The following is a 25,993-nucleotide window of genomic DNA, read 5'->3' on the forward strand; positions in this document are numbered from 1 at the left end:
TTCAGCCGACCCGGGCGGTCTGTCCCGGGGCCAGCCGGTGGTAGCGGGTGCCGACGCCGGGCCCCTGGTCGCCGAGGAAGCCGCCGACCATCGCGGTGCCGATGTCGTCGAGGGCGCGGTGGACGGCGTAGGCGTCGGCCGCGAAGTCGGTGAAGGACCTGATCGCCGCGGGTCTGGTTCGAACCGAGCCCCACCCCGGCGACGGGCGCAGGCTCCTGGTGCGCATCACCGGCCCCGGCCGCACCCGCCTGCGGCACGAGCGCGAGCGCCGCACCCGCGCCCTGGACGCCGCCGTCCGGGACACGTTCAGCGCCGAGGAGCGGGAGCGGCTGCGGGAGTGCGCCGGCCTGCTGTCCTGTCCGACGGCTCGCCTTGCACGTCAACCCCCCGGTGGGAGATACTCCGCTTCCCCCCACACGCGATGATCACAGCCGTCCGTGAGCCGACTCCCACCGGCCGCGATCGGCCGCCTCGCTCCGCCATCCCGTCTCATCTCTTCTCACCACCTCTCACCACCTCTCATCTCGACCCATCGCCTGGACATCCCGTGGGGGGACTCTGCCCAATGGGCGCGACCTCGCGCGCGCTGCGCGCTCTCCTGCTGCTCGTCGGCTTCCATCTGCTCGGCGTGCTGCTGCTGGCCGCCCTCGCGGGCGCCGACTTCCTGCTGTACCTGTACGCCCCGTCGAGTGTCGCGGCGAAGCTGTACTTCGTCTCCGTACTGCTGGCGATACCGCTGATCCGCGGCATGGTCATGCTGCGCACGCCGAAGGCCGAGGAGATGCCCGGCCTGCCCGTCACGGAAGCCGACGAGCCCGCGCTGTGGCACACCGTGCGGAAACTGGCCGGCCAGGTCGGCACCCGCGCGCCGTCCCGCATCCTGCTGACGCCCGACGTCAACGCCGCCGTCGCCGAGGACGCCCGCCTGCTCGGCCTGCTGCCCGGCCCCCGCCGCCTGTACCTCGGCGTACCGCTCCTCCAAGGGCTGACGGAGGCCCAGCTCAGGTCGGTCCTCGCACACGAACTGGGCCACTACTCCAACGCCGACACCCGGCTCGCCGCCCTCACCGTGCGCGGCCGGGCCCAGATCCTGCGCACCATCGGGCATTTCGAGGAACGCGCCGGGAAGACCGCGGCACGCGAACAGGCCCGGCAGGAGAAGAAGAACGCCAAGGCCACGGCCAAGGGCAAGAAGACCAGCGAGGTCGACACCCGGCACGCGGGCGTCACCTACCGCGCGATGGCCCGGATCTACACCGCCTACGCCAAGCTGTACATGCGCGCCACGCTGACGGGCGCCCGCGCCCAGGAGTACGCCGCCGACGCCGCGGCCGCCCGTATCGCCGGCCAGGCCGCCACCGCCTCGGCCCTGCGTGAGATCCCGGTGCTGGACGCCGCGTTCGACTACTACGCGCGCCACTACCTCACCCTGGGCCAGGACGCCGCGCTGCTGCCGCCGCGCGGTGAGGTGTTCGGCGGCTTCGGGCAGATGCTGAGCGCCCGCCAGCTGGAACTGGCGGGCCTGCGCGCCGAACTGCCGACCGGCCCCCTCTCGCCGTACGACTCCCATCCGCCGATCGCCGACCGCGTCCACCGCATCGAGGCGCTGCCCGCCGACGACCGTACCGACGAGGGCGGGGGCGCCGCCCTCGGCCTGCTCTCCGACCCCGGGCGCACCCTGACGGCCCTGGAGGACGCGGTGCTGACGGAGGAGGTACGGCGCTTCCGGCGTACGGCCGACTGGCCGGAGCTGCTCAACGGCTCGATGACCGCCCAGCTCACGGACCTCGACACCCCCCTGCACCGGGCCCTGGCCATGTACACGAAGGCCAGCCCCACCCTGCCCGCGCTGCTCGGCCTGATCGACGACGGCGGGCTGTGGCAGCTGGCGCGGCGGCTGCCGCTGTCCGAGGAGGCGAAGGCCGCGAAGGGACGGGTCTTCCGGGAATTCGTACGGCCCGCCCTGACCGAGTCGCTGTACTCCATGGTGGTGGCCGAGTTCAGCGCACGCGCCCGGCTCCGGTGGGAGTTCTCCTGGGAGCGGCCGGCGATCCCCCGGCTGCTGCCCGCGCCGGGCGGAACCGCGCCGTCGTCCGACGTGGCCCTGAACGACCTGGCCGGCCCCGCCGTGGCCGCCGCCGTCGCCGACCACCCGGACACCGGCCCGCTGCGCGCCCTGCTCTCCTCCGCTCCGACCGGCCCCGCGAACCGAGAAACGGACAGCCCCCGATGACCGTAGTGCTGTGGATCCTGGCGATCCTGGCCGTTCCCACGCTGATCTTCTTCGGGTGGATGGCCTGGGTGTTCCTCAAGGAGTTCTTCTCCCCCAGCCCCGATGAGGACACCACCGCCGCCGAGGCCGCCCAGAAGCTGGGCCTGCTGCCCGCCGAACGGCAGAACACGAAGAACGCCGGTCCGCTGCCCGCGGGCTGGAAGGCGGCCCTGGGCCGCGTGGCCGACGGCGACTGGCAGGCGGCGGCCGAGCTGCTGCGCGGCATCGGCCGGGACTGGGACCGGCGGTCGATGGCCGTCTCGTTCCTGAGCGGACTGGCCGCGGAGGACGACACCTGGCTGCTCGCCTGGGAGTCCGCCCACCCCGACGACCCGGACGCCGCCGTGGTCCGGGCCGCCAGCACGGTCTCCGTCGCCGGACAGCTCCGGGGCGCCAAGCGGGCCGAGTACACGACCGAGGAGCAGTTCGCCGGCTTCCACCGGATGCTGCGCGCTTCCCGTGAGGAGATCGCCCGGGCGGCGGCCCTCGACCCCGACGACCCCACGCCGTACATCACGGAGATCACGGTGGCGCTCGGCCTGGGCTACCCGCACTCGGAGATGGACAAGCTGTGGGCGGAGATCACCGCGCGCGCCCCGCACCACTACGAGGGGCACTGGCGGGCGCTCCAGTACTGGTGCGCGAAGTGGCGCGGCTCCGAGAAACTGGCCATGGAGTTCGCCGAGCAGGCCGCGGCGAAGGCGCCCCTGGGCAGCCTGCTGACCGTGCTCCCGCTGATCGCCCACTTCGAGCACGACGACTCCGACGACACCGAGGGCGACCGTACGCCCGAGATGGTGGCGCGGGTGGACGCGGGGCTGGCCGACGCCGCCGCGGCCGACCCGGACCATCCGCGGCTGCCGGAGCTGCGCCACCTGCTGGCCTACTACCTCTCGCTCCAGGACCGGGACGAGATGGCCATCGAGCAGTTCCGGCTCGTCGACGGCCATGTCAACGCGCTGCCCTGGCGCTACCGCGGCAGCGGGGAGCGCATGACGGCGTACTACTGCAAGATCCGTGACTCGTCGGCGCAGGCGGTCGTCGCAGGCGCCGACGACACGGCCTGACCTGGCGGTCGCCGGGCCCCGGGGCGAGGATCAGACGCCGCCGAACTCGCACCACACGATCTTTCCGGGTTCGCGCTCCTCCACGCCCCACTTGTCCGCCAGTTCCGACACCAGCAGCAGCCCGCGCCCGCCCTCGTCCGGTTCCCGGAGGGCGGGCACGCCGTCCCCGCTGTCGTGCACCTCGATCCGTACGCCGCCGTCGTCGTCGCCGTAGGGCACCAGCCTCAGCAGGAAGCCGCGGCCCGGCGGTACGCCGTGCAGCAGGGCGTTGGTGGTCAGTTCGCTGACGCAGAGCAGGATGTCGTCCGCGCGTCGGCGAACGTTCCAGTCGACGAGCGCCCGGCGCGTGAACGCGCGCGTGGCGGGTACGGACTGGCGCTCACGGCGGTACAGCCGTTCGCGTGGCCCGGGTGGAGTTTCGCTGTTCACGTGACGATGGTCACGCTCTGTGCCCATCATGAAACAGTGCGCGATGCCGTACGGATCGTCCGTACGGGCGCGCGCGGGTGAACGTACGCGCACGGGTGGGGAGTTCGACCGGCATGAGCACCAGGAAGCGCAAGAACGCGTCGGCGATGAGGATGGTGGGCGCGTTGCTCGCCCTCTACCGGGAGGCGGCGGGGTACACCCAGCGGTCGCTGGGTGAGGTCTTCGGCATCAGTGAACAGCAGATCGCATCGGTCGAGCAGGGCAGACGGCCGCTGAAGCTGGATCTCGCCGAGAAGCTCGACGATCTCCTGGAGACCAAGGGGGCGTTGGTCGCCGCGGTGAGCAGGATGCCGGAGGTGGATCTCATCCCGCTGTGGGCGGAGGAGTTCCTGGATCAGGAACAGGAGGCCATCGCCATCTCGTCCTACGAGAATCAGGTGTTGCCGGGCCTGCTCCAGACGAAGGCATACGCAGAGGCGGTCTTCCGCAGCCGCGTTCCCGTCTACGACGAGGACAAGATCGCCCAGTTGGTGTCGGCGCGGGTCGAGCGGCAGTCGATCCTGCATCGCAAGGAGCCGCCCATCACGTCGTTCGTGATCTGGGAGCCGGTACTGAGCGCACCCATCGGGGGACAGGAGGTCTGGGTCGAGCAGCTGAGACATTTGCGCGAGTGCTCCGCGCTGCCAGGGCTCATGCTCCAAGTACTGCCACTCGGGCGCGCCTCGCACGCATCACTCGACGGCCCGTTCGTCCTCCTGGAGACCCCCGAACACCAACGACTCGCCTACACGGAGAACCACCGTGGTAGTCAACTGATCGCCGACCTCGACGAGGTGGCGATCCTTACGCAGAAGTGTGCGATGCTGCGGTCACAGGCCCTGACACCGGAGGACACCCGGGACCTGATGGACCGTCTGCTAGGAGAGCAATGAGCGGCACCGCACTTGAGTGGTTCAAGTCGAGCTACAGCGGCAGCGAGGGCGGCAACTGCGTAGAGGTCGCTCGCGAGCCCGCCGCCATCCACATCCGCGACTCGAAAACCACCTCCACCCCCCACCTCACCGTCACCCCCGAAGCCTGGACCACCTTCTTGAACCTGGCTCGGTGACGGCCTCGGGGCCGTCGGTCGCCCACAGGGCGATCTCCCGGTCCCACGGACCGAAGACCGTGCCCGGCGCCCCCGCCCCGAAGACCCGTACGGGGTGGGTGGCGTCCCACGCCTCCCACCCCGGGTCGCCGTCGGCGACGAACGACACCCACGCCGCGTGCATCGCGTCCGCCAACGCCTCCGGCGCCCCCTCCCCCGCCAGCCGCCGCGACTCCGGCAGGTCCCCGCTGTCGAAGACGAACCCCAGCTCCAGGGCGTGGCAGGCGCCGAGGCCCGGCCGGTTCGACGGCCACGCGAACTCGTAGACGTACGACGATCCGGGCCGCGCGTCGGCCAGCCGGTGCAGCGGGACGCGCAGCAGGTGGTCGGTGACCAGCTGGCCGACGATCTCGGCGGTGCCCGCGTCGGGACGCAGCGACCGGTACCCGCGCGGCACGTCGTGCCCGCAATGGCACCGCGCCCGCGCCCCGGCCAGGGCGACCGCGCCGAGCCGGTCGACGCGTTCCAGCAAGCCTCCCGGCACCAGCCACAGCCGGTACTCGTCACGGGTCCAGCCCATCAGCAGGCGGACGCCGGGCGCCGCGTCCCCCGCGACCAGCGCTTCCAGCGGATCACGCGGCACGAGGTCACCGTCGACGACGATGCCGAAGGCGGGGCCGCCGAGCACGGGGCTGCTCAGCCTGCCCACCTCGGCCTGGGTGCGCAGCAGCACGTCGCGGTCGACCGACGCGAACGCCTCCGCCGTGGCGGGGATCTTCAGCCGGGCCGCCATCCGGCGGACCATCCGCCGCACCTTGGCCCGGTCGGAGACCTCCGGCGCCCCGCTCTGGAGCACCGCCCGGCGGAACAGGCCCTGGGCGCGCGGCGCGGCCAGCAGGGCGCCCGCGCTGATGGCACCGGCGGACTGGCCGGCGAGGGTGACCCGGTCGGGGTCACCGCCGAACGCCCCGATCGCGTCGCGCACCCACTCCAGGGCGGCGAGCTGGTCGCGCAGGCCGGCGTTGGCGGGGGCGTCAGGGAAGAGGCCGTAGCCCTCGACGCCGAGGCGGTAGTTGAGCGAGACGCAGACGACGCCGTCGCGGGCGAAGGTGCGGCCGTCGTAGACCGGGACGGCGGAGGAGCCCCGGGTCAGGGCGCCGCCGTGCAGCCAGACCAGGACGGGGAGGCGGGCGCCGGGGGCCGGGTCGGGGGTCCAGACGTTGAGGTTGAGGCAGTCGTCGCCGGGGACCGAGGGGTCGGAGAGGTACTGGCCGAAGGCTTCGGAGTACGGCGGTTTGGGCGCCGTGGGGCCGAAGGCGTGGGCGTCCCGTACGCCGTCCCACCGCTCCGGCGGCACGGGCGGGCGGAAGCGGCGGGGGCCGAAGGGCGGGGCGGCGTAGGGGATGCCCCTGAACACCGCGACGCCGTTCTCCCAGCGCCCGCGTACCGCTCCGTACGGGGCCCTGACCACGGGGTCCGTGGGGTTCGCCGTCATGCGCCCACCAGCCCTTCGCCGCGCCGGCACCGGTATCGCAGAGCCAATGCAGAGTCAATGCAGAGCCAATGCAGAACTCATTCTGGGAGCACCGCGGGCCGCGGTGGTATTCCAGCCCGGCAAGGACGCCGCGGAGCCGGCATCCGTCTCCGGGGTCTTCCCGCCGGGGGCGGGCCGATCTACATTGGGGGCGCTTAGGAAGCGCTTTCTACAGCCTGCTGCGGCCTTCACGGCCCCGGTCTCGGAGGTGGGTGCCCGATGGTCCGTACGGCGCGTGCGAGCACCGCGACCGGGCCGACCCTGGCGGTGGTGGCCCGCGAGGCGGGGGTTTCGGTGCCGACCGCGTCGAAGGTGGTCAACGGCCGGGAGGACGTGGCGCCCGAGACCCGGCGCCGGGTGTCGGAGGCGCTGGACCGGCTGGGCTACGTACGCAGGCCCCGGTTCGACCCGACGGTGCGGGCGCCCCGGATGATCGACCTGGTGGTGCACTCGCCGGCGGACTCCGGTTCGGGCGCGGTGCTGCACGGGGTGGAGGAGGCGGCGTACGACGCGGGCCTGGAGGTGGTGGTCTCGGCGGGGCTGGACCGGCGCCGGGGCGGGACCGTGGAACGCGGCGGCTGGCTGGACAAGCTGAGGGCGCGGGGGTCGGCCGGGGTGCTGTTCGACCTGGCGGAGCTGACCGGGACGCAGTACGCCTGGCTGGAGCGGCACCGGGTGCCGTTCGTGCTGATCGACCCGGTGGCCGAGCCGCCGTCGGGGGTGGTGTCGGTGGGCGCGGCGAACTGGCAGGGCGGGGTGACCGCGACCGAGCACCTGCTGGGGCTGGGCCACGAGCGGATCGCGGTGATCGCCGGGGAGCGGGGTACGGCGGCCAGCGGGACGCGGGTGGCGGGGTACCGGTCGGCGCTGGCCGCGGCGGGCGTCCGGCACCGCGCCGAGTACGTGCGGCACGCGGGGTTCGACCGAGACACCGCCCGTCGGCGGATGCGGGAGCTGCTGGAGCTGCCGGTGCCGCCGACGGCCGTGTTCGTCTGCTCGGACGCGATGGCGCTCGGGGTGTACGAGGCGCTGGCCGAGCGGGGGCTGCGCGTGCCGGACGACATGAGCGTGGTCGGCTTCGACGACCTGCCGGAGGCACGCTGGGCCGCCCCCGCCCTGACCACCGTCCGCCGCCCGCTGACGGAGATGGCGGCGACCGCGCTGCGGCTGCTGCTGCGCATGATGGACGGCGCCCACCCGGAGAGCACCCGCACCGAGCTGTCGACCCGGCTGGTGGAACGGTCGAGCACGGCAGCGCCGGGAGGCCGCTGACCGGCGCCGGAGGCCGGAACCGCGTCCGGGGCGGGCAGGACGCGCGGTCGCGTCAGACCTGGTGCAGACCGCCGTCGACGTACAGGCTCGAACCGGTGATGAAGCTGCTCTGCCCGGAGGCGAGGAAGGCCACGGCGGCGGCGATCTCCTCCGGGCGCCCGAGCCGTCCCAGCGGCACCTGCGTCGTCAGGTTCCGCTTGAACTCCTCCGGGTCGGGGGCGAGACCCAGCAGTCCAGGGGTCTCGGTCGGGCCGGGCGTGACGGTGTTGACGCGGATGCCGCGGCCCTTGAGTTCGTTGGCCCAGGTCCGGGCGAACGACCGGGTGGCGGCCTTGGTCGCCGCGTACACGCCGAACGCCTCGGCGCCGACGTCCGCGTTGGTGGAGCCGTTCAGGATGACCGAGGCGCCCTCGTTGAGCAGGGGCAGCGCCTTCTGGACGGTGAAGAGCATGCCGCGGACGTTGATGCCGAAGAGGGTGTCGAAGTGCTCCTCGGTGATCTGCTCCAGCGGCACGAACGAGGCGACGGAGGCGTTGGCGAACAGCACGTCCAGGCCCTGGCCCCGGCCGCGGACCGCCTCGTAGATCCGGTCCAGGTCGGCCAGGTCGGCGATGTCGCCGGTCACCGCGGTGGCCGCCGGGCCGATCAGCTCGACGGCCGCGTCGAGTTCGGCCTCGCGCCGGCCGGTGACGAACACATGCGCGCCCTCGGCCGCGAGCCGGACGGCACCGGCCAGGCCGATGCCGGTGCCGCCGCCGGTGACGAGAGCGGTCTTGCCTTCGAGCAGTCCCATGTCGAGCAGTCCCTTCGAATTATGCAGCGATCGCTGCGGAAGTCGAACGGCAGCACTTCCGCAGTGGTCGCTACAGAAGCGGTAGGGTGGGTGGCGTGGAGACGAAACAGAGCAGCGCCATCGGCCGGCCCCGGGGATTCGACACCGAGGAAGCCCTTGAGCGGGCGATGCTGGTCTTCTGGGAGCACGGCTACGAGGGGGCCAGCACGGCCGTGCTGACCCGGGCGATGGGCATCTCCACCACCAGCATGTACGCGGCGTTCGGCAACAAGGAGCAGCTGTTCCGCAGGGTGCTGGAGCGCTACACGGAAGGCCCGAGCGCGTACCTGGCGCGGGCCCTGGAGGAGCCGACCGCCCACGGTGTCGCCACCGCGATCCTGGCGGGCACGGTCCGTACCACCACCCGCCCGGACGGTCCCCACGGGTGCCTGGGGGTCCAGGGCGCGCTGACCACCAGTGACGCCGGGAAGGAGGTCCGCGAGCTGCTCGCCGCCTGGCGCCAGGACGGCTGCCGCCGCGTCCAGGACCGGTTCCAGCGGGCCGTCGACGACGGCGACCTGCCGCCGGGGACCGATGCCCGCCTCCTGGCCCGCTACGTCAGCACCCTCGCCCACGGCCTCGCCGTGCAGGCCGCGAGCGGCGTCCGCCGCGACGAACTCCAGGAACTGGCCGACGCGGCACTGCGCAACTGGCCGCTCTCCTGAGCGCGGCCGGAGAACGGCCGCTCAGACCGTGCGCCACCGGTCGGAGCGGGTGACGGCGTCCATCAACAGGTCGAGCAGGCGCTCGCCCTGTGCGCGCTGGTGGGCGGCGCCCGCCACGACAGTGACGCCCGCCAGGGACATGAGCAGGTCGGCGGCCGGCACGTCGTCGCGGAGCACGCCCTGGGCGACCCCCGCACGGCGGAACTCCTCGATGGCACCGGCCATCTGCTCGCGGGTGCGCGAGCCGAGCCGCTCGTCGTCCTGGAGGAGGGTCTTCAAGGTGTCCGCCATGCCGTGCTTGGCGGCGAGGTGGTCGAGGACCTCGGACATCCATGCCCGCAGCGCCCGGTCGGCGGGCAGTCCGGCCAGCAGGTCCGCGGCCCGCGCGGCCAGCCGGGCCGTCTCGTAGCGGTAGGTGGCGTCGACGAGTCGCTCGCGGGTCGGGAACCGCCGGTACAGGGTGCCGATGCCGACGCCGGCGTCCTTGGCGATCTGCTTCAGGGTGGCGGCGGCGCCGTCCCGGGCGAAGGCCAGGGCGGCGGCGGCGAGCAGCTTGTCCTCGTTGGCCCGCGCGTCGGCACGGACCGGCCGGTCGGCCGGAGCCGGCATACCCAGATCATCCCCTCGACGTGCCGTTTGCCATACGGAGTCGGCTCCGCTTACGGTTGCCGACCAAGCGGAGCCGACTCCGCATGCTCGGAACGGTAACAGGTCACGAGAGGCGGCACCCCATGCAGTACCGCACGTTGGGCAGTACCGGAGTCCAGGTCAGCTCGCTCTGCCTCGGGGCGATGATGTTCGGGAAGTGGGGAAACGCCGACCACGACGACTCGGCCGGCATCATCCGCACGGCGCTCGACGCGGGCGTCAACCTCATCGACACGGCCGACGTGTACTCGGACGGCGAGTCCGAGCGCATCGTCGGCAAGGCGATCGCCGGACGGCGCGACGACGTCGTCCTGGCCACCAAGGTGTCCAGCCCGATGGGCCCCGGCCGCAACGAACGCGGCGCCTCGCGGCGCTGGATCGTCCGCGCCTGCGAGGAGAGCCTGCGCCGTCTGGACACCGACCGCATCGACCTCTACCAGGTGCACCGCCCCGACCCCGCCACCGACCTCGACGAGACCCTGGGCGCGCTCTCCGACCTCGTGCGCGCCGGGAAGATCCTCTACGCCGGCTCCTCCACGTTCGCCCCCTCGGCCATCGTCCAGGCCCAGTGGACGGCGGAGCGACGCGCCCGCGAACGCTTCGTCTGCGAGCAGCCGCCGTACTCCCTGCTGGCCCGGGGCGTGGAAGCCGACGTACTGCCGACCTGCGAGCGGTACGACATGGGAGTACTGGCCTGGAGTCCGCTGGCCGGCGGCTGGCTGTCGGGCCGCTGGCACCGCGACGCGACCGACCCGGCCGGCAGCCACCGCACGGGCACGATGCCCTTCCCGACCACCCTCTCCCACTACGACCTGGCCGTGCCGGGCAACCGGGCCAAGCTGGACGCCGCCACACGGCTCGCAGCGGTGGCCGCCGAAGCGGGCCTCACCCTGATCCAGCTGGCCCTGGCCTTCGTCACCACACACCCCGCGGTGACGGCGGCGATCATCGGCCCCCGCACCGGCGAGCACCTGCGCGGCCAGCTCGCCGCCGCGGACACCGTCCTGGACCCCGCCGTACTGGACGCCGTCGACCGCATCGTGCCCCCCGGCACCGACCTCAACCCCGAGGACACGGGGTACGGGGCGGCGGTCCTGGCGGACGTGGGGCGCCGGCGTGCGGCCGGCCGGTGAGCCGCGGCGGCCCGGTCAGCCGAAGTCCGACTCCATGGCCCGCGCGGCGGAGCCGGAAGCCCTCTCGGAGCCTCGCCCCTCGCCTGCCGCCGGATCCGTGAACGACAGCGTGCGGGCCGTACCGAGGAGCACCGCACGGTAGTCGTCGGCGAGTCCGACCGACGAGGTCACCAGTTGCACGACGACGATCGACGACGTACGGGGCTCCGGTACCGCCACCGTTCCCTGCCAGACAGTGCCCTCCAAGGGTTCTTCCCGGCCCGCGGGCGGGGCACCGGGCGCCGGCGTCTTGCGTACCCGCTCGGTCAGGAAGCCGACGCCTGCGGGCAGTTCGACAGGGCGCATACCGTCGATCTCATCGCCGCCCGCGCTGTCGGTCACCATGGCGGCGAGGACGCGCAGGGGATGCGCCCCCTCGGAGGGAACGGCGGAGATCGTGAGGACCGACGACGCGGGCTCCCCCTCGGCGTCGGGGTGCACGCCCAGCGCGTAGACGGCCACCGGCTGCTTTCGCAGAAGCAGCACGGTCATGGCGTACAGGCGGAACGTCTGGTCGGCCCGGGCACGGGCTTCCGGCGGGAGTCGCCTGAGCTGTCGGGCCAGTTCGGCGACTCCCTCCTCCGTCGGGTCGAGGTCCACTTCCGCGTACCCGTGAGGGAGGCCGTACCAGAACTGCGGCATCGGCCTGGTCTTCGTGTCCGTGCTCACAGCCGGATGCTCCCCGCGAGTTCAGCGATGTCGGTGCCGAAGGTCCCGAGCGTGCCCGCCGCGCCGGAGAGGGCAACGCCGGCCTTGGTGGCTTCGGTGGAATCGTGGCCGATGCCGTCGTCCGGGAGCACTCCGAGTGTCTCCGCCGAGGAGACGGTGTTCGCGGTCGCGTTGATACCGTTCAACGCCCAGTCGCGCACCTTGCTGGGAGAGGTGGCGACGTCCACCGCCCGGTCCCAGTTGACCGCCTTCAGTTCGGTGGCGAACGTCGTGGCCTTCGAACCGAGCGACATGGCTTCGCCGCCCTCTCTGGCCACCGCCGCCGCCAGGCCCACCTCGCTTCCCGCCCTGGCCAGCATGCCGACTCCGGGTACGACGCCCAGGGTGTCGCCGACGACGGAACCCCACGCGGTCAGGCCGGCCTTCCACCCGTGCTCACCCATGAGCGAGTCCCGGAAGTCCTCGCTGGCGAGGTTCTTGCTCAGCGCGGCGGCGCTGGCCACGATGGCGATGGCGGCGAAGGCGGGAGCGAGAGGGGTCGGGAAGAGCGCCAGGAGGCCGGCGATGGCGCCGATCGTTCCGGCGTGGTCCAGAAGGAACTTGCCCACGTCCTTCAGGAGGTCGCCGATGCCCTCGACGGCCTTGCTCAGCCACCCCGGCTCCTTGGGCGCCAGCTTGTCGTCGGCCTCGTCGAGCTGCTTGGCGACGCTTTCGGCCTTGTCCTTGTTCTCGCCCTCCAGGGTGCGGGCCTTGGCGAGCACGTCCTCGTACGCCCGGTTGGCGTTGTCGAGCTGGGTGGTCGCCTCGTTCAGCGAGCGCTCGGCCGCACGCAGGCGGGCGGTCGCGGCGTCGGCCTCCTGCCGGCTGGGGAACTCCTTCCCGGCCAACTGGAGGTCGGGGTGCCGGGCGGCGTCGTCATGGTGCTGCTTGGCCTTCTCGGCGGCGGACTTCTTCTCGCCGGCTTCCTCGTCGTACTTCTTCGCCAGGTCGCGGTGGGCGGAGAGGTCGCCGTTCCAGGTGTCGAGCGACGCGGCGGCCTTGTCCAGCGAACGCGCCGCGTTCCGCATGTACGTCGGCAGTTCACCGTCCAGGGCATCGCGGAAGGCGTCGGCCGCGTCGCCCTCCCAGTGCGCACTCTCCCCGAGCAGCTTCTCGATCTGGCGGTGAGAGCTGTCCAGCGCGTTCGCCGCGGCCTTCACCTTCTGCTGCAGCGAGGCGACCTCCGCGGGAATACCGGGGACCGGGTTCCAGCCGAGGTTCGGATACGGGTTCGTCGCCATCAGCTCTTCCCCCCGCCGCCCGAAGTGGCCGACTCCGCCATCTGCTTCAGAGTCTTTTCCAAGTTCTCCTCGAACTCTTCATAACTCAGTTTGTTGGCCTTCACGCCCTCACTGATGGCACCGATCATCTCGGCCAGCTGTTCGGACCCGTACTTCCATCTCTCCTGGAACGCGTCACAGGCCTCGTCCAGTCGCGCGGTGCCGATTTCGGCGCTGCGGACATGAGAAAGCGCCTTACGGGCTTCATCAAGGTCCTTCGTCGCCTGTTGCAGCGTTCTGACAAATCGGTCCAACTGATCGATATCGACCTTGAAGTGGTCACCCACCCCGCACCCCCGTGGCAGCTCCGTCCATCCGGGTGGCAGCTTATAGCAGTAGAGTGGCAGGCCGATCACGCTGGGAGACATGCCCTCACAGGCCCCATCACGCGCGAGGAGAAGTTGTGACAGAGAGCGGTGCGGGTCTTCCCTCCGACGAGACCATGGCGCAAGCGCATCAGACCACCTCGCCTGCACCGGCCCCGCTGTACAAGTGCGCCTTCGACCACCCGGAAACCCGCGCAGCGTGGGAGAAGGAGCAACGTGCGGCAAAGAGACGCACGTGGGTTTGGCACTCCCTGTATGTCCTGTGTTTCGTTGCTCTCGGCGCGGTCCATGGAAACGTCTCGAGCGACTTGAACAAGTCACGGGTCGTCGGAGTGTTCGTTGTTCTTTCTTTTGTCTACTTTCTATCGATCGTCTATCGGCGTCGGGACGCCATGGCTTCCCTGAAGCGCATCCGGCGGGTACTCGAACAACATCCCTGGGAGTTCATCCCCGCGGCTCACCGCGCCTCAGGCACCAAGGACCTCAACGGAGTTGCCGTCCGGTTGCGCTACCTCGAAGGCGCGGAGCTGACCGGTCTTCTGTCCGCCCGGAAACCGACGCGTCGCCGTCACTGGCCTGAAGCGCTGGAGGCCGGCGCCTGGTACGCCGGTGAGGTGCGGCTGGAAGCAGACGGCAGAAGGCGTGGATTCGGTGTCCTCGCCCCTCCGGGAGGGGGCGAGTTGCTGGAGGTGTCGGGAGTGATGCCGGTGCGATGGCGACAGCCGCGAAGGTGAGCGGTCGTCGTTCTTCAGGTCGACACCGGGGAAGCCCTTGAGGGCGCAGGCGGTGTCCGAGGTGTTCGTCAGGTGGAGGACGATGTCGCATGCCGCTCCTTGGACCGGTGCCGCTCACGTTTCCGGGTGAGCCCTTCTGCCTCGTAGGACGACCGGCGTCATCCGGCCCGTCGCACGCGCGCGCACGCGTACATGGCTGTCGCACGGGAACTGTCCCGTGACTCCGCCCGTCCGATTCCTTCAAGACCGGCCGTCCCGCCGCCGCCTACGGTGACCGCATGACCGCACGATTCGACGCCGTCGGCCTGGTCGTCTCCGACATGGCCGCTTCCGTGATCTTCTACCGCCGCCTCGGTTTCCCCTTCCCGCAGGGTGCCGAGGAGCAGCCGCACGCCGAGGCCGGGGTGCCGGGCGGCATCCGGTTGCTGCTCGACACCGAGGAGACCGTGCGCTCCTTCCACCCGGGGTTCCGGCCGCCGGCCGGCGGGGGCCGGGCCTCGCTGGCCCTGCGGTGCGAGACGCCGGAGGAGGTGGACGCGCTGTACGAGGAGCTGGTCCGCGACGGGTGTCACGGGGAGCTGAAGCCGTGGGACGCGGTCTGGGGGCAGCGGTACGCCGTCGTGCACGATCCGGACGGCAACGGCGTGGACCTGTTCGCCGCGCTACCCGGCGCCGCCGCCCAGTAGCTCCGTCGGGGGCAGGCCCGTCAGTTCCCGTACGTCCCGGGCGAGGTGGGCCTGGTCGGCGTAGCCGGTCCGGGCGGCCGTCTCCGCGAGGGGGACGCCGGTCCGGGCCAGGGCGAGGGCGCGGCGCAGGCGCAGGACGCGGGCCAGGGTCTTCGGGCCGTAGCCGAAGGCGGCCAGCGAGCGGCGGTGCAACTGGCGGGTGCCGATGCCGAGGTCGTCGGCGGTACGGGCCACCGGGCGGCCCGCGTCCAGGGCGGCCACGATCCGCAGCAGGAGCGGGTCGGGCGGGCCGGTGTCCGCCGCCCGGGACAGTGCCGCCTCCTCCAGGCCGCGCGCCGGGTCCGCCGCCGCGTTCACCCGGGCGGTGAGGCGGCGGGACGCGGCGGCCGGCCAGAGGTCCGCGAGCGGCACGCGCCGGTCGCGCAGCGCGTGGGCCGGTACGCCCAGGAGGGCCGGCGCCGTGCCCGGATGGAAGCGGATGCCCGCCCACCGGTCGCCGGTCGCCCCGGGGACGTGGGCGCGGGTGTCGGGGCCGGCCACCAGCAGGCGTCCGTCGTGCCAGAGCAGGTCCATGCAGCCGTCGGGCAGCACGCGTCCGGTGCCGTCCGGGGTGCTGGTCCACACCACCGCGCCGGGCAGTCGGGACGGCCGTTCGGTGTACACGGGGGCCAGGCTACGTCGCCGTGTCGGTCTCGTCCGGTGGTCCCGGGGCTGACGCCGTAGACCCGTTCGAAGGCGGTGGACAGCGCGACGCCGCGGCGACGGGGTGCCCGCCGTACCGCGGGTGCCGGGGCGGGAGCCGCGGGACTTCGCGCGGTACGCGCGGGAGGCGGCAGCGGCGGGCGTCCGGCAAGGGGGAGCCCCGGGCGCGCGAGGGGTCAGTCCTCCCTGCCCCGCGGTCCCGGCCCCTCCTCCCCCCGCGGCGTCGACTTCGCGTGGGTGCGCAGGCGGGAGGTGACGTCCTCCGGGGGCAGGAAGCGGGACCAGCGTTCGGGGAACTCGGAGGGCATGTCGGGGTCGGCCTCACCCTGCGCGGCGGTGCGGGCGACGTACTCGGCGACCTGCGCCTGGCGGACCCGCTCGTTGGCCTCGCGGGCGGCGGCGGTGGCGGCGGCCGGCCAGACCCGGTCGATGGCCGCGTTGACCGCCGCCCCGACCAGCACCGCGAACGCGGACACGCCGATCCACAGCAGCACGGCGACCGGCGCGGCGAGCGAGCCGTAGATGGTGGGGCCCTCGACGGTGCTGGTGAGGTAGATCCGCAGCAGGAAGCTGCCGAACACCCACATGGCGAGGGCGACCAGCGCGCCGGGGACGTCCTCGATCCAGGGCGAGCGCACCGGCACCGACACGTGGTACAGCGTGGTCAGGAAGGCGACCGACAGGACGAGGACGACCGGCCAGTACAGCACCTGCACGACCGTCGTCGACCACGGCACGATCCGCACCACCGCGTCCGGGCCCGCCACCATCAGCGGCAGCGCGACCGAGCCGATCAGCAGCGCCACGATGAACAGGCCGAAGGCGAGCAGCCGGGTCTTGACGATGCCCCGGACGCCGTCGAGGCCGTACATCACGGTGATGGTGTCGATGAAGACGTTCACCGCGCGGGAGCCCGACCAGAGCGCCAGCAGGAAGCCGAGGGAGATGACGTCGGGCCGGCCGCCCTTCATCACGTCCTCCAGGATCGGCTCGGTGATCTCCTTGACGCCCCGCTCGGACAGGACCGCGCGGGAGGCGTCCAGGATGTTGGTGCGCAGGCTGTCGGTGGTGTCCGCGCCGATCCACAGGTCCACGTAGCCGAGCAGGCCGAGGAGGCTGAGCAGCAGGGGCGGCACCGACAGCAGGGTGAAGAACGCGGCCTCGGCGGCCAGTCCCAGGATGCGGTACTCCATGCAGGAGTTGACGGTGTCCTTGAGGAGCAGCCAGGCGGTCCTGCGCTTGGAGACGTTGCGGTAGAGGGCGCGGGCGCGATGGAGCCGTCCGGACGGCCGCTCGGGGGGTTCACTTGCTGGCTGCACGACCTAAAGGTATCCGCCGTGACCGGCGCCTCTCACCCGCGGTGGCCCGTGGCACGGCGGACACCGGCCCGGACCGGCCTGGCATGTCCGCGTTGACCGGAAAGCATCGGCCCCGGCACCGGGTCCCCTCGACGGGGAGCCCGGCCACGGGAGCGCGGTACCGGCGCCGGGTCCCGGGTAGGTTGCCCCCATGACAGGCAGCACCCACACCGTGACGAACCAGGCCCCGCCCCTGGTCGGGTACGACGTCTTCACCGCCGACCGGGCCCTCGCGGCGGCGGTCGAGCGGCATCTGGCGCCGGACCTGGCGGAGGAGGCGCGGGCGGAACTGTCCGGCCTGGGCCGCAGCTGCGGGTCGGCGCAGGCGCAGGAGTGGGGTGCGCAGGCCAACGCGAACCCGCCCGTCCTGCGCACCCACGACCGGTACGGGAACCGGCTCGACGAGGTCGACTTCCATCCGGCCTGGCACCGGCTCCTCGGCAAGGGCGTCGCGGCGGGGCTGACCGCCGCCTGGTCCCGGCCGGGCGGGCACGTACGGCGGGCCGCCGCGTTCCTGATGTGGACGCAGGTCGAGGCGGGCAACGGTTGTCCGCTGTCGATGACGCACGCGGCGGTGCCCGCGCTGCGCGCCGACCCCGCCCTCGCCGCCGAGTGGGAGCCGCGGCTGACCTCCACGATCTACGACCGTGAGCTGCGGCCGGCCCACCTGAAGGCCGGCGTGCTGTTCGGGATGGGGATGACGGAGAAGCAGGGCGGCAGCGACGTGCGGGCGAACACGACCGCCGCGCGGCCGCTGGCCGAGGAGGGCACGTACGAGCTGACGGGACACAAGTGGTTCTGCTCGGCGCCGATGTCGGACGCCTTCCTGGTGCTGGCCCAGGCCCCGGCGGGGCTGACCTGCTTCCTGGTGCCGCGGGTGCTGGCGGACGGCACCCGCAACGTGTTCCTGATCCAGCGGCTGAAGGACAAGCTGGGCAACCGGTCCAACGCCTCCGCCGAGGTCGAGTTCGCCGGGACCTGGGCGCGCCGGGTCGGCGAGGAGGGCCACGGGGTGCGCGTCATCATCGGGATGGTGGCGGCGACCCGGCTGGACTGCGTACTGGGCTCGGCGGGGCTGATGCGGCAGGCGGTGGCGCAGGCCGTGCACCACGCCGGGTACCGGGAGGCGTTCGGCGCGAAGCTGGCCGACCAGCCGCTGATGCGCAACGTCCTGGCGGACCTCGCGATCGAGTCGGAGGCGGCGACGACGCTGGGGCTGCGGCTGGCGGCGGCGTACGACGACGGCGGTGACGCGGAGCGGGCCTTCCTGCGGATCGCGGTGCCGGCCGCCAAGTACTGGGTGACCAAGCGGTGCGCGCCGGTGGCGGTGGAGGCGGCCGAGTGCCTGGGCGGCAACGGGTACGTCGAGGAGTCCGGGATGCCCCGGCTGGTGCGGGAGTCGCCGCTGAACTCGATCTGGGAGGGCGCGGGCAACGTCCAGGCGCTGGACGTGCTGCGGGCGCTCCAGCGGGAGCCGGCGGCGCTGGACGCGTATCTGACCGAGGTCGGCCGGGCGCGCGGCGCCGATCACCGGCTGGACGCGGCGATCCGGGACCTGCTGACCGAACTGGCGGACCTGGCGCACGCCGAGGCCCGGGCGCGACGGCTGACGGAACGGCTGGCGCTGGTGCTCCAGGGGGCGCTGCTGGTCCGCCACGCGCCCCCGGAGGTGGCCGACGCGTTCTGCGCCGCGCGGCTGGGCGGCGACGGGGGCGCGGCCTTCGGCACCCTGCCCGCCACCCTCGATCTGGCGTCCGTCGTGGAGCGGGCGCGCCCGGTGGCTTGATCCGGACGGTGGCGCGGGGCGCACGGGGGTGGTACCGGGGGTGATACGGGGGGTGGTGCTGCGCCGACACGGCACCACCCCCCGCACACTGGCCCGTTTCAGGCGGGCGTGCGTCGCTCGGGGCGACGCGAGGTCAAGTCTGGGGCACCGCGCGGCGCTCCACCAGGGTTGCAAGGGGTTGCAACTTCGCTGTGCACTGTGTGCGGACTGTGTCTCCCGTGCCGGGGCAAGCGGTGAGAATGAGACGCGTACGCCAGACGATGTGCGATCCCATCTCACGGAGGGGGGACTCAGGCCGGTGACGCTCTCGCCGATGGACGTGACGCAGGTGGCGGCCGTGGACGTGACGCACGCGGCACGGATGCTGGACGCGGTCCGTTCCGCCCGGCTCGCCGGCGGGCGGGCCCCGGCGGCTCCGCGGCCGGTGATCGAGCGGTCCTGGGAGCGGCTGCTGCGCAGCGGGGTCGACCCGGACCACGACGTCCGGGCCGGGCTGCTCTCCCGCGAGGAGGTGGAACGGCGGCGGGAGGCGTCGGCGCTGCGGCACGTGCTGCCGGTGCTGCGCGAAGGGCTCCTGTCCGCCGTGGACGTCGCCCACCACATCATGGTGGTCGCGGACGACGAGGGCCGGGTGCTGTGGCGGGAGGGCAGTCCGCAGGTGCTGCGCAAGGCCGACGGACTCGGGTTCGAACTCGGCGCGGACTGGCGGGAGGACGTGGTCGGGACCAACGGCATCGGCACCCCGGCGGTCGTCCGGCGGCCCGTACAGGTCTTCGCCGCCGAGCACTTCGTCCGCTCGCACGCCACCTGGACGTGCGCCGGGGCGCCCATCACCGACCCGCGCGACGGGCGGCTGCTCGGGGTGGTCGACGTCAGCGGGCCGCTGGCGACGATGCATCCGGCGACCCTCGCCTGGGTCGGCGCGGTGGCCAAGCTCGCCGAGGCCCGGCTGCGCGAGCTGCACGTACGGTCGCTGGAACGGCTGCGCGCGGTGGCGGCGCCGGTGCTCGCCCGGATCGACGGGCGGGCCCTGGTGGTGGACCGGGACGGGTGGACCGCCGCGGTGACCGGGGTGCCGTACACGGAGCGGGTCGCCCTGCCGAAGTCCGTGTCGGCGGGGGTGCTGTCCCTGCCGTCGCTCGGGGCGTGCGCGGTGGAGCCGCTGGCCGACGGCTGGCTGGTGCGGACCGTCGAGGAACCGGCGCCGCGGGAGGCCACCCGGATCGTGCTGGACCTCGGACAGCCGCGGCGCTGGTCGATGCGGGTACGGAGCGACACGGGCTCCTGGATCCACGAACTGAGCCCCCGGCACGCCGAACTGCTCTACCTGCTCGCCGTCCACCGCCGCGGCCGCAGCGCCGCGGGCCTGGCCGAGGACATGTTCGGCGACCCGGCCCGCACGGTGACCGTCCGGGCCGAACTGTCCCGCGTCCGGCGCTACCTCGGGGGCCTGCTGGCCCATCGGCCGTATCGTTTCTGCGACGACGCCGAGGTGGAGGTCCTCCTCCCCGACGACCCCCGCGACCTGCTGCCCCACTCGACGGCCCCGGCGGTGGCGGAGCACCGCCGCGCGGCGACGGTCCGCTGACGGGGACGGCGCCGGCCCGGCCGTGGACCCGGCGCCGACGGCGTGGCGGCGGCGTGGCCCGTCCGTGCCGGTGGTGGCGGTACGACCCACCCGGGTGCGCGCGCAGTCCCGTTCGGCGGCGCCGGCCGCGGACCGCGAGCAGCGCCCGCCCGCGGGCGAGTGTGACCGAATGGTGGGCACCAGGGGTACGAGTGGGGTTTCTTCCACTCTTTTACGGGACCCGCGTCCACGGAAGAGCCCGTCTGCCGTAGAGTCAACGATCGACTCATCGGGCGTAGTTGGTCCGCTGCCTGTGGAGGTTTCATGACGCATCGCGGCAGACACCGCCGGCGCAGGCGGAACAGAGCACTGCGCGCGACCCTGACCGGCGCCGCCCTGGCGCTGACGGCCGCCGCCACGATGATCAGCGCTTCACAGGCCGAGGTCGCCGACGGCCCCGGCGGGCTGAAGCGGCTCACGGCGTCCGCCGACGCCACCCGGCTCGGGCTGACCGAGCGCCAGGTGCCCCGCCGCTGGCTGGGCCGGCTGTCCGCGTCGATGGGCTCCCCGGTGGACGTCCGTACCGTCCTGGCCTCCGCCGACCGCACCCTGCGCCCCACGGACGACTGTTCGGAGGCCGAGCGCGAGTCCCTGCCGATAGCCCCCGCGGCCTCCCGCGCCTACTGCTGGGACGACGCCGACACCAGCGGCTGGTCCCCGGGCGCCGTGACCACCTCGGCCGGCGCGGACGACGCCGGGCACTGGGGCGCCGACCAGGTCATCCTGTCGGCCTGGTCCCGCGACGACACGGCCACCGGGCGCCGCATGACCCGGGTCTCCTTCGTCGACGCCGACGGCACCGGCCGGCCGCGCTACACCTCGGTCCTGCTGGTCCTCCCGGTCGACGGCGGCCGGGACTACCGGCCGCTGGCCTCGCCCGTCTCCGGCATGGTCTGGTACCGGGACAAGCTGCTGGTCACCGCCGGCGCCGGGGACCGCAACGCGCTCTACGCCTACGACCTGGACCGCATCCAGCGGACCACCGCCGACACCGGCACCGTCGGCCGGGTGACCGGCGGCTGGTCGGCCGGCGGCCACCGCTACGTACTGCCCGCCGTCGCCTCCTACGAGGCGGACGACAGCCCCGGCGCGGGCCGCCCCGACGTCCTGTCCCTGGACCGGGGCACCACACCCGACAGTCTCGTCGCGGGCGAGTCCGTGCCCGTGGACGACGACCGCCCCTCCCGGCTGTGGCGCTACTCCCTCAGCACCGAACCCGGCCGCACCGGCCTGCCCGCCACCGACCCCACCGGCCGGGCCGGGGCGCGCGAGGTGTACGAGACCGGGGCGCGCGGCATCCGCGGCGTGCTGTCCCACCGCGCGGCCGGCACCGACCGCACCGAGTGGTACCTGGGCGGCACCGCCGGCAGCCCGGACGGGCGCGGCACGCTGTGGCGGACGGACCTGGACGGAGCCCGGGCCACCGAGTGCGGCGCCGACCGCTCGCACCTGTGCTGGAGCGGTGAGCCGGGCTCGCTTGCGTACTCGCCCCGCACCGGCGAGGTGTGGTCGCAGTCGGGCCGGACCCTGTTCGCGCTGCCCCTGGACGCGGTCGACGGCGCACTGGGGTAGCCGGCCGCCGTCGACAGCGGCCCCCGCCGGATGATTTTCTGACCGGCATGACCACCATCCCCGTGACCACCTGGTCCCTGGAGCAGACGGCGCCGTCCGACCTGCTCCCGTCCGACGCCCCGGAGGGGGACGTCCGTGTCGTCCGCGCCGAGGTGCCCTCCCCCGAGTTCAGCCGCTTCCTCTACACGGCGGTGGGCGGTGACGTCCGCTGGACCGACCGGCTGGAGTGGACGTACGCGCGCTGGCAGGAGCACCTGGCCCGGCCGGGCGTGGAGACCTGGGTCGCCTACGAGAGCGGCACGCCCGCCGGGTACGCGGAACTGGCCGCCGGGGACGACGGCACGGTGGAGATCGAGTACTTCGGCCTGATCCCGGCCTTCCGGGGCCGCCGTATCGGCGGGTACCTGCTGTCGTACGCCACCGCCCGCGCCTGGGACCTCGCCGAGCGCCGGCCGGGGCTGCCGCCGACCAAGCGGGTGTGGCTGCACACGTGCAGCAAGGACGGCGAGCACGCGATGGACAACTACCAGCGGCGGGGCTTCCGGCTGTTCGACACCAAGGTCGAGGAGGAGGCCGAGGTGTCCTCCCCGGGGCCGTGGCCCGGCGCTTTCCCCTCCTGACCTGCGTCGAAACGGCCGGAACCGGCCCATGTGACCAACAACACCATTGTCTCACTGTACGAGACAATGGTGTCCACATTTCGGATGAAGCTGGACTGTGTCCAGAACGCCGTGCCACGCTTCCGTCATGCCTGGAACTGGAATTGCCTTGGTGAGTCGACGCCACGTCGACCTCGGCCGCATGTCCAGCGCCATCTGTCCGGCGCGCTGAGAGCTACCCCAGCAGCACCGGTCTCTCCCTTCGCCTGAATTCCCCGCGCGACGTCGCGCCCGTATGCCCATGCGCCCGCCGCGCAGGTCAGTGCCGTATTCCGCCTGTCTGAAGGACGTGTCCACGATGGCCGCCACCCCGCCCGAGCCTGCCGCCACGACTCCCCGCCGCAAGGTGAGCCGTCACCGCGGTGAGGGTCAGTGGGCCGCGGGTCACTTCACCCCGCTCAACGGCAACGAACAGTTCAAGAAGGACGACGACGGTCTCAATGTCCGGACACGGATTGAGACGGTCTACTCCAAGCGGGGCTTCGACTCGATCGACCCCAACGATCTGCGCGGCCGGATGCGCTGGTGGGGGCTGTACACCCAGCGCCGCCCCGGCATCGACGGCGGCAAGACGGCCGTCCTGGAGCCGGAGGAGCTGGACGACGAGTACTTCATGCTGCGCGTCCGCATCGACGGCGGTGCGCTCACGACTCAGCAGCTCCGCGTGATCGGCGAGATCTCGCAGGAGTTCGCCCGCGGCACGGCCGACATCACCGACCGGCAGAACGTCCAGTACCACTGGATCCGGATCGAGGACGTGCCGGCGATATGGGAGCGGCTGGAGGGCGTCGGCCTGTCCACGGTCACCGCGTGCGGCGACACGCCCCGCGTGATGATCGGCTCCCCCGTCGCGGGCATCGCCGAGGACGAGATCATCGACGGGACGCCGGCCCTGGAGGAGATGAAGCGCCGGGTCCTGGGCAACCCGGCGTACTCGAACCTTCCCCGGAAGTTCAAGACCGCGATCTCCGGCTCGCCGGTCCTGGACGTAGTGCACGAGATCAACGACGTGGCGTTCGTCGGCGTCCGCCACCCCGAGCACGGCCCGGGCTTCGACCTGTGGGTCGGCGGCGGTCTGTCCACCAACCCCAAGCTGGGCGTGCGGCTGAACGCCTGGGTGCCGATCAAGGACGTGCCCGACGTCTACGAGGGCGTCATCTCGATCTTCCGCGACTACGGCTACCGGCGGCTGCGCAACCGCGCCCGGCTGAAGTTCCTGGTCGCCGACTGGGGCCCGGAGAAGTTCCGGCAGGTGCTGGAGGACGAGTACCTGAAGCGGAAGCTGACCGACGGTCCCGCGCCGGACGAGCCGGTGGCCCGCTGGCGCGACCACATCGGGGTGCACCGGCAGAAGGACGGCCGCTACTACGTCGGCTTCGCGCCGCGCGTCGGCCGGGTCGACGGCACCACCCTGACCAAGATCGCGGACGTGGCGGAGGCGCACGGCTCGGGCCGGGTGCGCACCACCGTCGAGCAGAAGATGATCGTCCTCGATGTCGAGGAGGGGCAGGTCGAGTCGCTGGTCGAGTCGCTGGAGGCGCTGGACCTGACCGCCCGGCCGTCCACGTTCCGGCGCGGCACCATGGCCTGCACCGGCATCGAGTTCTGCAAGCTGGCCATCGTCGAGACCAAGGCGCGCGGCTCCCAGCTCATCGACGAACTGGAGCGCCGCCTGCCCGAGTTCGACGAGCCGCTCACCATCAACCTCAACGGCTGTCCCAACGCCTGCGCCCGTATCCAGGTGGCGGACATCGGTCTCAAGGGGCAGCTCGTCGTCAACGACGCGGGCGAGCAGGTCGAGGGCTACCAGGTCCACCTGGGCGGCGCCCTCGGTCTGGAGCCCGGCTTCGGCCGCAAGGTGCGCGGCCTGAAGGTCACCTCGGACGAGCTGCCCGACTACATCGAGCGCGTGCTCAAGCGCTACCAGGCCGAGCGGGAAGCCGGCGAGCGGTTCGCCACCTGGGCGGCGCGTGCCTCCGAGGAGGCCCTGAAATGAGCGAGCGCGCCGCTCCCTTCTACTGCCCTTACTGCGGCGACGAGGACCTTCGGCCCCACGAAGAAGGCCACGGCGCCTGGGAATGCGCGGCGTGCAACCGCGCCTTCCAGCTGAAGTTCCTCGGGCTGCTGGCCCGGGGGCTTCGGCCCGACCCCTCGGGAGGGGAAGCGATATGACGGCGATACAGGAAGAGCGTACGGCCGAGGATCTCAAGGCGCTCGCCGAGCGGGCGGGCCGCGAGCTGGAGGACGCCTCCGCGCTGGAGATCCTCCAGTGGGCCGTGGACACGTTCGGCAAGCGGTTCTGTGTGACCTCCTCCATGGAGGACGCGGTGGTCGCCCACCTCGCCTCCCGCGCGATGCCCGGCGTCGACGTGGTGTTCCTCGACACCGGCTACCACTTCCCCGAGACGATCGGGACCCGGGACGCGGTGGAGGCGGTGATGGACGTCAACGTCATCACCCTCACGCCCCGGCAGACCGTCGCCGAGCAGGACGCCGAGTACGGCCCGAAGCTGCACGACCGCGACCCCGACCTGTGCTGCGCCCTGCGCAAGGTCAAGCCGCTGGAAGAGGGCCTGACGAACTACGTGGCCTGGGCGACGGGGCTGCGCCGCGACGAGTCCCCGACCCGGGCCGGCACCCCGGTCGTCGGCTGGGACGAGAAGCGGCGGAAGGTCAAGGTCTCCCCCATCGCCCGCTGGACCCAGGACGACGTGGACGCCTATGTCGCCGAGCACGGCGTCCTCACCAACCCCCTGCTGATGGACGGCTACGCCTCCGTCGGCTGCGCCCCCTGCACCCGCCGGGTGCTGGAGGGCGAGGACGCGCGCGCCGGCCGCTGGGCGGGCCGCGCGAAGACCGAGTGCGGGCTGCACGGATGACCACGATCATGGAGGAGTCCCCAGTGACGACCGGAGCCACCGTCTGGCTCACGGGTCTGCCGAGCGCCGGCAAGACCACCATCGCCCACGAACTGGCCGGCCGGCTGCGCGCCGAGGGCCACGGCGTCGAGGTGCTCGACGGCGACGAGATCCGCGAGTTCATCTCGGCGGGCCTCGGCTTCAGCCGCGAGGACCGGCACACCAACGTGCAGCGCATCGGCTTCGTCGCCGAGCTGCTCGCCCGCAACGGCGTCCTGGCCCTCGTCCCGGTCATCGCCCCGTACGCGGACAGCCGCGACGCGGTGCGCAAGCGCCATCAGGAGAACGGCACCGCGTACCTGGAGGTGCACGTCGCGACCCCGGTCGAGGTGTGCAGCGAGCGGGACGTGAAGGGGCTGTACGCCAAGCAGGCGGCGGGTGAGCTGACCGGGCTGACCGGGGTCGACGACCCGTACGAGGAGCCCGTCGCTCCCGATCTGCGCATCGAGTCGCAGGACCAGACCGTGCAGGAGTCCGCGGCGGCGGTGCACGCCCTGCTCAGCGAAAGGGGACTGGCATGACGACGACCGTCGCGACCGCCGAGGAGGGCACGGACAGCCCGTACGCCCTCTCGCACCTGGACGCGCTGGAGTCCGAGGCGGTGCACATCTTCCGCGAGGTCGCGGGCGAGTTCGAACGGCCGGTGATCCTCTTCTCCG

The 25,993-nt window shown here is 72.7% G+C and carries 28 protein-coding genes and 1 pseudogene; 18 read left to right on the forward strand and 11 right to left on the reverse strand.

Translation table 11 applies throughout. The annotated features are described in order from the left end of the window. Window position 1: 1 nt before the first annotated feature. A complete protein-coding gene (locus ACIQR3_RS36585) occupies window positions 2-226 on the reverse strand; it encodes a hypothetical protein (RefSeq protein WP_403545668.1) in 225 nt (74 codons plus the stop codon). 339 nt (window positions 227-565) lie between these two features. On the opposite strand from ACIQR3_RS36585, the gene ACIQR3_RS36590 reads away from it, so the two are divergent. Continuing rightward, window positions 566-2,233 (forward strand): M48 family metallopeptidase, encoded by a 1,668-nt coding sequence (locus tag ACIQR3_RS36590; RefSeq protein ID WP_403545669.1) that lies wholly within the window; start codon window positions 566-568, stop codon window positions 2,231-2,233. Beyond that, window positions 2,230-3,339 carry a hypothetical protein gene (locus tag ACIQR3_RS36595; RefSeq protein ID WP_403545671.1) on the forward strand — a complete coding sequence of 370 codons (1,110 nt, stop codon included), beginning with the start codon at window positions 2,230-2,232 and terminating at the stop codon, window positions 3,337-3,339. The genes ACIQR3_RS36590 and ACIQR3_RS36595 overlap by 4 nt, the downstream gene beginning before the upstream one ends. A 30-nt stretch (window positions 3,340-3,369) precedes the next feature. Here ACIQR3_RS36595 and ACIQR3_RS36600 read toward each other — a convergent pair whose 3' ends face one another. After that, a complete protein-coding gene (locus tag ACIQR3_RS36600; protein ID WP_403545672.1) occupies window positions 3,370-3,768 on the reverse strand; it encodes an ATP-binding protein in 399 nt (132 codons plus the stop codon). 113 nt (window positions 3,769-3,881) lie between these two features. Here ACIQR3_RS36600 and ACIQR3_RS36605 point away from each other — a divergent pair, with 113 nt between their 5' ends. Continuing rightward, entirely contained in the window at window positions 3,882-4,700 is an 819-nt protein-coding gene (locus ACIQR3_RS36605; protein WP_403545674.1) for a Scr1 family TA system antitoxin-like transcriptional regulator, read from the forward strand. After that, window positions 4,697-4,876: a DUF397 domain-containing protein gene (locus tag ACIQR3_RS36610; protein WP_403545676.1), complete on the forward strand. Its 180-nt coding sequence runs from the start codon at window positions 4,697-4,699 to the stop codon at window positions 4,874-4,876. Before ACIQR3_RS36605 ends, ACIQR3_RS36610 begins: the two co-directional genes overlap by 4 nt. On the opposite strand, the gene ACIQR3_RS36615 is transcribed toward ACIQR3_RS36610, so the two are convergent. Beyond that, on the reverse strand, window positions 4,833-6,350 hold the full coding sequence (locus ACIQR3_RS36615; protein WP_403545678.1) for a carboxylesterase/lipase family protein: 1,518 nt from the start codon (window positions 6,348-6,350) through the stop codon (window positions 4,833-4,835). The two genes, ACIQR3_RS36610 and ACIQR3_RS36615, sit on opposite strands and share 44 nt — an antisense overlap. Window positions 6,351-6,608: 258 nt before the next feature. On the opposite strand from ACIQR3_RS36615, the gene ACIQR3_RS36620 reads away from it, so the two are divergent. Next, a complete protein-coding gene (locus ACIQR3_RS36620) occupies window positions 6,609-7,661 on the forward strand; it encodes a LacI family DNA-binding transcriptional regulator (RefSeq protein ID WP_403545680.1) in 1,053 nt (350 codons plus the stop codon). Window positions 7,662-7,713: 52 nt separating this feature from the next. On the opposite strand, the gene ACIQR3_RS36625 is transcribed toward ACIQR3_RS36620, so the two are convergent. After that, window positions 7,714-8,454, reverse strand: a complete 741-nt coding sequence (locus tag ACIQR3_RS36625; RefSeq protein WP_403545681.1) for an SDR family oxidoreductase — start codon at window positions 8,452-8,454, stop codon at window positions 7,714-7,716. A 95-nt stretch (window positions 8,455-8,549) separates the two neighbouring features. On the opposite strand from ACIQR3_RS36625, the gene ACIQR3_RS36630 reads away from it, so the two are divergent. Continuing rightward, a complete protein-coding gene (locus ACIQR3_RS36630; protein WP_403545682.1) occupies window positions 8,550-9,158 on the forward strand; it encodes a TetR/AcrR family transcriptional regulator in 609 nt (202 codons plus the stop codon). Window positions 9,159-9,179: 21 nt separating this feature from the next. Here ACIQR3_RS36630 and ACIQR3_RS36635 read toward each other — a convergent pair whose 3' ends face one another. Next, a complete protein-coding gene (locus ACIQR3_RS36635; RefSeq protein ID WP_403545684.1) occupies window positions 9,180-9,767 on the reverse strand; it encodes a TetR/AcrR family transcriptional regulator in 588 nt (195 codons plus the stop codon). A 122-nt stretch (window positions 9,768-9,889) separates the two neighbouring features. Here ACIQR3_RS36635 and ACIQR3_RS36640 point away from each other — a divergent pair, with 122 nt between their 5' ends. Continuing rightward, entirely contained in the window at window positions 9,890-10,939 is a 1,050-nt protein-coding gene (locus ACIQR3_RS36640) for an aldo/keto reductase (RefSeq protein ID WP_403545686.1), read from the forward strand. Between the two features lie 15 nt (window positions 10,940-10,954). On the opposite strand, the gene ACIQR3_RS36645 is transcribed toward ACIQR3_RS36640, so the two are convergent. The 4 genes from ACIQR3_RS36645 to ACIQR3_RS36660 form a co-directional block, all read right to left on the reverse strand. Continuing rightward, window positions 10,955-11,647: a hypothetical protein gene (locus ACIQR3_RS36645; protein ID WP_403545687.1), complete on the reverse strand. Its 693-nt coding sequence runs from the start codon at window positions 11,645-11,647 to the stop codon at window positions 10,955-10,957. Next, the gene (locus ACIQR3_RS36650) at window positions 11,644-12,927 is read right to left on the reverse strand and encodes a putative T7SS-secreted protein (protein WP_403545689.1); all 1,284 of its coding nucleotides are present in this window, start codon (window positions 12,925-12,927) and stop codon (window positions 11,644-11,646) included. Before ACIQR3_RS36650 ends, ACIQR3_RS36645 begins: the two co-directional genes overlap by 4 nt. Next, window positions 12,927-13,253: a hypothetical protein gene (locus tag ACIQR3_RS36655; RefSeq protein ID WP_403545691.1), complete on the reverse strand. Its 327-nt coding sequence runs from the start codon at window positions 13,251-13,253 to the stop codon at window positions 12,927-12,929. The genes ACIQR3_RS36650 and ACIQR3_RS36655 overlap by 1 nt, the downstream gene beginning before the upstream one ends. A gap of 506 nt (window positions 13,254-13,759) precedes the next feature. After that, window positions 13,760-14,110, reverse strand: coding sequence for a DUF4232 domain-containing protein (locus ACIQR3_RS36660; RefSeq protein WP_403545710.1), 351 nt, complete (start codon window positions 14,108-14,110; stop codon window positions 13,760-13,762). 194 nt (window positions 14,111-14,304) lie between these two features. Between ACIQR3_RS36660 and ACIQR3_RS36665 the strand changes: the two genes are divergently transcribed. Continuing rightward, entirely contained in the window at window positions 14,305-14,712 is a 408-nt protein-coding gene (locus ACIQR3_RS36665) for a VOC family protein (RefSeq protein ID WP_403545693.1), read from the forward strand. Here the strand turns inward: ACIQR3_RS36665 and ACIQR3_RS36670 are convergent. Next, on the reverse strand, window positions 14,689-15,375 hold the full coding sequence (locus tag ACIQR3_RS36670) for a helix-turn-helix domain-containing protein (RefSeq protein WP_403545695.1): 687 nt from the start codon (window positions 15,373-15,375) through the stop codon (window positions 14,689-14,691). The genes ACIQR3_RS36665 and ACIQR3_RS36670 overlap by 24 nt on opposite strands. Window positions 15,376-15,590: 215 nt before the next feature. Further along, window positions 15,591-16,733, reverse strand: coding sequence for a YihY/virulence factor BrkB family protein (locus tag ACIQR3_RS36675; protein ID WP_403545696.1), 1,143 nt, complete (start codon window positions 16,731-16,733; stop codon window positions 15,591-15,593). A 190-nt stretch (window positions 16,734-16,923) separates the two neighbouring features. Between ACIQR3_RS36675 and ACIQR3_RS36680 the strand changes: the two genes are divergently transcribed. The 10 genes and pseudogenes from ACIQR3_RS36680 to ACIQR3_RS36725 all read left to right on the forward strand — a co-directional run. Next, window positions 16,924-18,558, forward strand: a complete 1,635-nt coding sequence (locus ACIQR3_RS36680; RefSeq protein WP_403545698.1) for an acyl-CoA dehydrogenase family protein — start codon at window positions 16,924-16,926, stop codon at window positions 18,556-18,558. A 313-nt stretch (window positions 18,559-18,871) separates the two neighbouring features. Further along, a complete protein-coding gene (locus ACIQR3_RS36685) occupies window positions 18,872-20,146 on the forward strand; it encodes a GAF domain-containing protein (protein WP_403545699.1) in 1,275 nt (424 codons plus the stop codon). A 303-nt stretch (window positions 20,147-20,449) separates the two neighbouring features. Beyond that, window positions 20,450-21,757, forward strand: coding sequence for a hypothetical protein (locus ACIQR3_RS36690; protein WP_403545701.1), 1,308 nt, complete (start codon window positions 20,450-20,452; stop codon window positions 21,755-21,757). A 47-nt stretch (window positions 21,758-21,804) separates the two neighbouring features. Beyond that, on the forward strand, window positions 21,805-22,377 hold the full coding sequence (locus ACIQR3_RS36695) for a GNAT family N-acetyltransferase (protein ID WP_403545703.1): 573 nt from the start codon (window positions 21,805-21,807) through the stop codon (window positions 22,375-22,377). 127 nt (window positions 22,378-22,504) lie between these two features. Beyond that, the gene (locus ACIQR3_RS36700; protein ID WP_310887545.1) at window positions 22,505-22,588 is read left to right on the forward strand and encodes a putative leader peptide; all 84 of its coding nucleotides are present in this window, start codon (window positions 22,505-22,507) and stop codon (window positions 22,586-22,588) included. A gap of 126 nt (window positions 22,589-22,714) precedes the next feature. Continuing rightward, window positions 22,715-24,412, forward strand: a complete 1,698-nt coding sequence (locus ACIQR3_RS36705; RefSeq protein ID WP_403545704.1) for a nitrite/sulfite reductase — start codon at window positions 22,715-22,717, stop codon at window positions 24,410-24,412. Beyond that, window positions 24,409-24,588 carry a hypothetical protein gene (locus ACIQR3_RS36710; protein ID WP_403545706.1) on the forward strand — a complete coding sequence of 60 codons (180 nt, stop codon included), beginning with the start codon at window positions 24,409-24,411 and terminating at the stop codon, window positions 24,586-24,588. The genes ACIQR3_RS36705 and ACIQR3_RS36710 overlap by 4 nt, the downstream gene beginning before the upstream one ends. Further along, window positions 24,585-25,295, forward strand: coding sequence for a phosphoadenylyl-sulfate reductase (locus ACIQR3_RS36715; RefSeq protein ID WP_403545708.1), 711 nt, complete (start codon window positions 24,585-24,587; stop codon window positions 25,293-25,295). Before ACIQR3_RS36710 ends, ACIQR3_RS36715 begins: the two co-directional genes overlap by 4 nt. 23 nt (window positions 25,296-25,318) lie before the next feature. Next, window positions 25,319-25,855, forward strand: coding sequence for an adenylyl-sulfate kinase (gene cysC, locus ACIQR3_RS36720; protein WP_215171899.1), 537 nt, complete (start codon window positions 25,319-25,321; stop codon window positions 25,853-25,855). After that, window positions 25,852-25,993: pseudogene (locus ACIQR3_RS36725) on the forward strand (sulfate adenylyltransferase small subunit); the annotation flags it as partial. The gene cysC and the pseudogene ACIQR3_RS36725, both read left to right, overlap by 4 nt.

Origin of the sequence: Streptomyces sp. NPDC090994 (genome assembly GCF_044768905.1) — a bacterium.
Classification (GTDB): domain Bacteria; phylum Actinomycetota; class Actinomycetes; order Streptomycetales; family Streptomycetaceae; genus Streptomyces.

What these genes read in the sequence shown, in the direction of transcription:
- ACIQR3_RS36665 (WP_403545693.1), top strand. Translation starts at nt 14,305, where the DNA reads ATGACCGCACGATTCGACGCCGTCGGCCTGGTCGTCTCCGACATGGCC.
- ACIQR3_RS36625 (WP_403545681.1), bottom strand. Translation starts at nt 8,454, where the DNA reads ATGGGACTGCTCGAAGGCAAGACCGCTCTCGTCACCGGCGGCGGCACC.
- ACIQR3_RS36620 (WP_403545680.1), top strand. Translation starts at nt 6,609, where the DNA reads ATGGTCCGTACGGCGCGTGCGAGCACCGCGACCGGGCCGACCCTGGCG.
- ACIQR3_RS36690 (WP_403545701.1), top strand. Translation starts at nt 20,450, where the DNA reads ATGACGCATCGCGGCAGACACCGCCGGCGCAGGCGGAACAGAGCACTG.
- ACIQR3_RS36585 (WP_403545668.1), bottom strand. Translation starts at nt 226, where the DNA reads ATGCGCACCAGGAGCCTGCGCCCGTCGCCGGGGTGGGGCTCGGTTCGA.
- ACIQR3_RS36685 (WP_403545699.1), top strand. Translation starts at nt 18,872, where the DNA reads ATGGACGTGACGCAGGTGGCGGCCGTGGACGTGACGCACGCGGCACGG.
- ACIQR3_RS36610 (WP_403545676.1), top strand. Translation starts at nt 4,697, where the DNA reads ATGAGCGGCACCGCACTTGAGTGGTTCAAGTCGAGCTACAGCGGCAGC.
- ACIQR3_RS36590 (WP_403545669.1), top strand. Translation starts at nt 566, where the DNA reads ATGGGCGCGACCTCGCGCGCGCTGCGCGCTCTCCTGCTGCTCGTCGGC.
- ACIQR3_RS36715 (WP_403545708.1), top strand. Translation starts at nt 24,585, where the DNA reads ATGACGGCGATACAGGAAGAGCGTACGGCCGAGGATCTCAAGGCGCTC.
- ACIQR3_RS36680 (WP_403545698.1), top strand. Translation starts at nt 16,924, where the DNA reads ATGACAGGCAGCACCCACACCGTGACGAACCAGGCCCCGCCCCTGGTC.
- ACIQR3_RS36705 (WP_403545704.1), top strand. Translation starts at nt 22,715, where the DNA reads ATGGCCGCCACCCCGCCCGAGCCTGCCGCCACGACTCCCCGCCGCAAG.
- ACIQR3_RS36650 (WP_403545689.1), bottom strand. Translation starts at nt 12,927, where the DNA reads ATGGCGACGAACCCGTATCCGAACCTCGGCTGGAACCCGGTCCCCGGT.
- ACIQR3_RS36695 (WP_403545703.1), top strand. Translation starts at nt 21,805, where the DNA reads ATGACCACCATCCCCGTGACCACCTGGTCCCTGGAGCAGACGGCGCCG.
- ACIQR3_RS36640 (WP_403545686.1), top strand. Translation starts at nt 9,890, where the DNA reads ATGCAGTACCGCACGTTGGGCAGTACCGGAGTCCAGGTCAGCTCGCTC.
- ACIQR3_RS36635 (WP_403545684.1), bottom strand. Translation starts at nt 9,767, where the DNA reads ATGCCGGCTCCGGCCGACCGGCCGGTCCGTGCCGACGCGCGGGCCAAC.
- ACIQR3_RS36595 (WP_403545671.1), top strand. Translation starts at nt 2,230, where the DNA reads ATGACCGTAGTGCTGTGGATCCTGGCGATCCTGGCCGTTCCCACGCTG.
- ACIQR3_RS36700 (WP_310887545.1), top strand. Translation starts at nt 22,505, where the DNA reads ATGCCTGGAACTGGAATTGCCTTGGTGAGTCGACGCCACGTCGACCTC.
- ACIQR3_RS36605 (WP_403545674.1), top strand. Translation starts at nt 3,882, where the DNA reads ATGAGCACCAGGAAGCGCAAGAACGCGTCGGCGATGAGGATGGTGGGC.
- ACIQR3_RS36710 (WP_403545706.1), top strand. Translation starts at nt 24,409, where the DNA reads ATGAGCGAGCGCGCCGCTCCCTTCTACTGCCCTTACTGCGGCGACGAG.
- ACIQR3_RS36615 (WP_403545678.1), bottom strand. Translation starts at nt 6,350, where the DNA reads ATGACGGCGAACCCCACGGACCCCGTGGTCAGGGCCCCGTACGGAGCG.